Annotated in this window: 1 protein-coding gene; it reads left to right on the forward strand. The window is 72.3% G+C overall.

All coding sequences use genetic code 11. The features are described 5' to 3' along the window. Positions 1 to 4,556: type I polyketide synthase (locus tag ACIGWZ_RS39340; RefSeq protein ID WP_400072854.1), on the forward strand; the 4,556-nt coding region annotated here is incomplete at both ends.

A 4,556-nucleotide genomic window follows, 5' to 3' on the forward strand; every position in this document is an offset into this window, starting at 1 on the left:
CACGCCCACACCCACGGCACCACCCCCACCTGGACCACCCTCCACCCCCACACCCACAACACCCCCACCACCAACCTCCCCACCTACGCGTTCCAGCACCACACCTACTGGCTTCCCACTTCCACCAACACCAGCGACCCCACCCACCTCGGCCTCCGCACCTCCACCCACCCCTTCCTCGCCGCCGCCATCGAATCCGCCACCGATGACAAGGTCATCCTCACCGGCCGGCTCTCGTTGGCGGCCCACCCTTGGCTCGCCGACCACAGCGCGGCCGACGCCGTCGTCTTGTCCGGTGCCGGCCAGTTGGACCTGGCTCTGCACGCCGCGCGTCATACCGGCCACGGGCACGTCGAGGAACTGACCCTGGAGGCACCGCTCGTCCTCCCGGAGCGGGGCGGGCTTCACCTGCAAGTCGTCGTCGAAGCCGCCGACGACACCGGCAGGCGCCCCGTCTCCCTACACACCCGTAGGGACGAGGACACCGAGGAGGACGGCTGGACGCGGCACGCCGCCGGATTCCTCGCCGACGCCGGCCAGGCCGTAGACCCCGCCGACACCACGGACGACTGGCCGCCCGCCGGCTCCGCTCCGGTCGATGTCGACAGCCTCTACGACGAGGCCGCCGACCAGGGTCACCACTACGGTCCGGCTTTCCAGGGGCTGACCGCGGCCTGGCGCGACGACGACGGCTCCGTCCTCGCGGACGTCCTCCTCCCGGAGGAGCTGTCCACGGACGGTTTCAGCGTTCACCCGGCCCTTCTCGACGCCGCGCTGCACGCCTTCACCGCCGAGGAGATCCGCTCGGCCGCCGGGGGACGGATCCGGGTGCCGTCGTCCTGGACCGGCGTCACCCTCCACAACGACTGTGCGCCCAAGGCGCTCAAGGTCCGGATGAAGCCCACCGGGCCGGACACGCTCAGCCTCCGCCTCACCGATGCCGACGACGTCCCGTTCATCACGGTCGCCACGCTCACCGTCCGGACCATGGACCTCGGCGAGCTGCGCACCACCCGGCCCGACGACGCCCTCTACCGTCTGGACTGGCAGCGGACAGCGGGCGTGACACCGGCCAACGGCGACGCCGCGTTCCCGGACGGATGGGTGTGGCTCGGGGAACAGCCCTTCCCCGACCTGACGGCGCTCATCGACGCGTCGGCCGAGAGCGGGACCGACTGCCGGACCGTCGTCGCCGAGGTCGGGGCCGCCGTGGGAACGCACGCCACGGCCACACCCCCCGACGGTCCCGACGCCGTACGTGCCCTCACCCACCACGTCCTCGGTCTCCTGCAGCAGTACCTCGCCAGCGACCGGTTGCGGGGGACCCGGCTGGTGCTCGTGACGCGCGGCGCCGTCAGCGCCGCGCCCGGCGACCCCGTCACGGACCTCGCGGCGGCGGCCGTCTGGGGTCTGGTCCGGACGGCCCAGTCCGAGCACCCCGACCGTGTCGTCCTCGTCGATCTCGACGGTACCGACGCCTCCCGCCAGGCCCTCACCGGCGCGCTCGCCTCCGACGAACCCCAGCTCGCCATCCGTGACGGCGAAGTGCACGTACCGCGCCTGGTCCCCGGGCGGAAGAAGAGTGCCTCGCAGCCGTCGGGTGCAGACACGGCGGATGACGGCACGTCGGTTGAAGGCACGTCGGACGACGGCACGTCAGGTGAAGACACCGTCCCCCAAGCCCACTTCACCACCCCCCTCGATCCCGACGGCACCGTGCTCATCACAGGCGGCACCGGCACCCTCGGCAGCCTGGTCGCCCGCCACCTCGCCGACCACCACGGCGCACAACACCTCCTCCTCGCCAGCCGCAGGGGAACCGACGCCCCCGGCGCCCCCGAACTCGAAGCCGAACTCACCGCCCACGGCGCCAAGGTCACCATCGCGGCCTGCGACACCAGCGACCGCCAGGCCCTCGCCGACCTCCTCGCCACCATCCCCACCGAACACCCCCTCACCGCCGTCATCCACACCGCCGGCGCCCTCGACGACGCCACCATCACCACCCTCACCCCCGAGCAGGTCGACACCGCCCTACGCCCCAAAGCCGACGCCGCCTGGCACCTCCACGAACTCACCCGCCACCACGACCTCGCCGCCTTCGTCCTCTACTCCTCCGCCGCCGGCACCCTCGGAAACCCCGGCCAAGGCGGCTACGCCGCCGCCAACACCTTCCTCGACGCCCTCGCCACCCACCGCCACACCCAAGGACTCCCCGCCACCTCACTCGCCTGGGGCCACTGGGCCCAGACCAGCGGTTTCACACAGCAGATGTCCGGCACCGACCTCGCCCGCATGAACCGGGCCGGGATCATGCCGTTCACCACGGACCAGGGGCTGGCACTGCTGGACGCGGCGCTGGAGAACGGCGACCCTGCGGTGGTCGCCCTCCAGCTCAACCGGACCGCGCTCCGGGCGCAGGCCGGTCTCGGCGTGCTGCCGCCCCTGCTGAGCGCCATCGTCCGCGTGCCGGCCGGACGGCGGCAGAAGCGGAGCGGCGGTACGGCGACCATCGTTCGCCGACTGGTCGGACTCGACGAGGCGGAGCAGCAGAAGCTGCTGCTCGATCTCGTCCGCGGCCAGGCCGCGGCCGTGCTCGGCCACACGGACCCCGAGGGCATCGACCCCGAACGCGCTTTCCAGGACCTCGGCTTCGACTCCCTCACCGCCGTCGAACTCCGCAACCGGCTCATGGCCGCCAGTGGGCTGGCCCTGCCCCCCACGCTCGTCTTCGACCACCCCACGGTCGCCGCGCTCGCGGGCTATCTGCTGGGCGAGCTGATGGGATCGGTCACCGCCGCGGCCTCGGCCTCCCGGCGCCCCGCCGCGGCCGACGAGCCGATCGCCATCGTCTCCATGGCCTGCCGCTTCCCCGGCGGCGCCGACACCCCCGAGGACTTCTGGCAGCACCTCGCCGAAGGCCGGGACGCCATCTCCGGCTTCCCCGAGGGCCGTGGCTGGGACGCCGGCGCGGTCTACGACCCGGACCCGGACCGGTCCGGGAAGACCTACGGGACGGAGGGGGGCTTCCTCCACGACGCGGACCGGTTCGACCCGGGGTTCTTCGGCATCTCGCCGCGCGAGGCGATAGCCATCGAACCGCAGCAGCGGCTGCTGCTGGAGACGAGCTGGGAGGCACTCGAACGCGCCGCCATCACACCCGCGACCCTCAGGGGCAGCGACACCGGTGTCTTCACCGGCATCAGTGCCCAGTACTACGGCGGCGACCCGAGCCACATCCCGGAGGACCTGGAGGGTTACCTGCTCACGGGCACCGCCACCAGTGTCGCGTCCGGCCGGATCGCCTACACGCTCGGCCTCGAAGGCCCCGCCATGACGATCGACACCGCGTGCTCCTCGTCCCTCGTCGCCATCCACCTCGCCGCCCAGGCCCTCCGCAACAACGAGTGCTCGATGGCGCTCGCCGGCGGCGTCACCGTCATGGTCACTCCCGCGACGATCGTGGAGTTCTCCCGGCAGCGTGTCATGGCCGCCGACGGACGGTGCAAGTCCTTCGCCGCCGCGGCCAACGGGACCGGTTTCGCCGAGGGGGCGGGGCTCCTGGTTCTGGAGCGGCTGTCCGACGCCCGGCGCAACGGCCATCCGGTGCTGGCCGTCATCCGCGGTTCGGCCGTCAACCAGGACGGCGCCAGCAACGGGCTCACCGCGCCCAACGGCCTGTCACAGCAGCGGGTGATCCGGGCGGCGCTGGCCAACGCCCGTCTCGCGTCCGCCGACGTCGACGCGGTCGAGGCCCACGGCACGGGTACCGTCCTCGGTGACCCGATCGAGGCGCAGGCGGTCCTCGCGACGTACGGCCAGGACCGGCCGGTGGAGCGGCCGTTGTGGCTGGGGTCGGTGAAGTCCAACATCGGGCACACGCAGGCCGCGGCCGGTGTCGCGGGCGTCATCAAGATGGTCATGGCCATGCGCCACGGAGTTCTGCCCCAGACCCTGCACGTGGACGAGCCGACACCGCACGTCGACTGGGAAGCGGGGGCCGTCAGCCTCCTCACCGAGCAGACCCCCTGGCCCGAGCTCGACCGGCCGCGCCGCGGGGCCGTGTCCTCGTTCGGCATCTCCGGCACCAACGCCCACCTCATCCTCGAAGCACCCGCCACACCCGAGCCGGCCCCGGGAGCGGAGGAAGCCCCGGCATCACCCGAACACCCGGTGCTCGTCTGGCCGTTGTCCGCGAAGACCGATCAGGCCCTGGCCGCGCAGGCCAGCCGTCTGCTCGAACATGTCGCCGAGCGGCCCCAGCTCGACCCCGCCGCCGTCGGTCACTCCCTCGCCACGACCCGTACGCACCACGAGCACCGCGCGGTCGTCCTGGGCGCCGGACGCGACGAACTCAGCGGCGCGCTGTCCGCCTTGGCGCGCGGTGAGGAACACCCCCGTCTCGTCAGGGGCACGGCGTCGGCGAGTCCCGGGAAGATCGTGTTCGTCTACCCCGGACAAGGCTCCCAATGGCCCGCCATGGCCACCGAACTCCTGCGCACCAACCCCACCTTCCGACAACAAATCGAAAACTGCGCCGACGCCTTCACCCCCTA

This window comes from Streptomyces sp. NPDC053427 (assembly GCF_044544985.1).
In the GTDB taxonomy this organism is placed as follows: Bacteria; Actinomycetota; Actinomycetes; order Streptomycetales; family Streptomycetaceae; genus Streptomyces.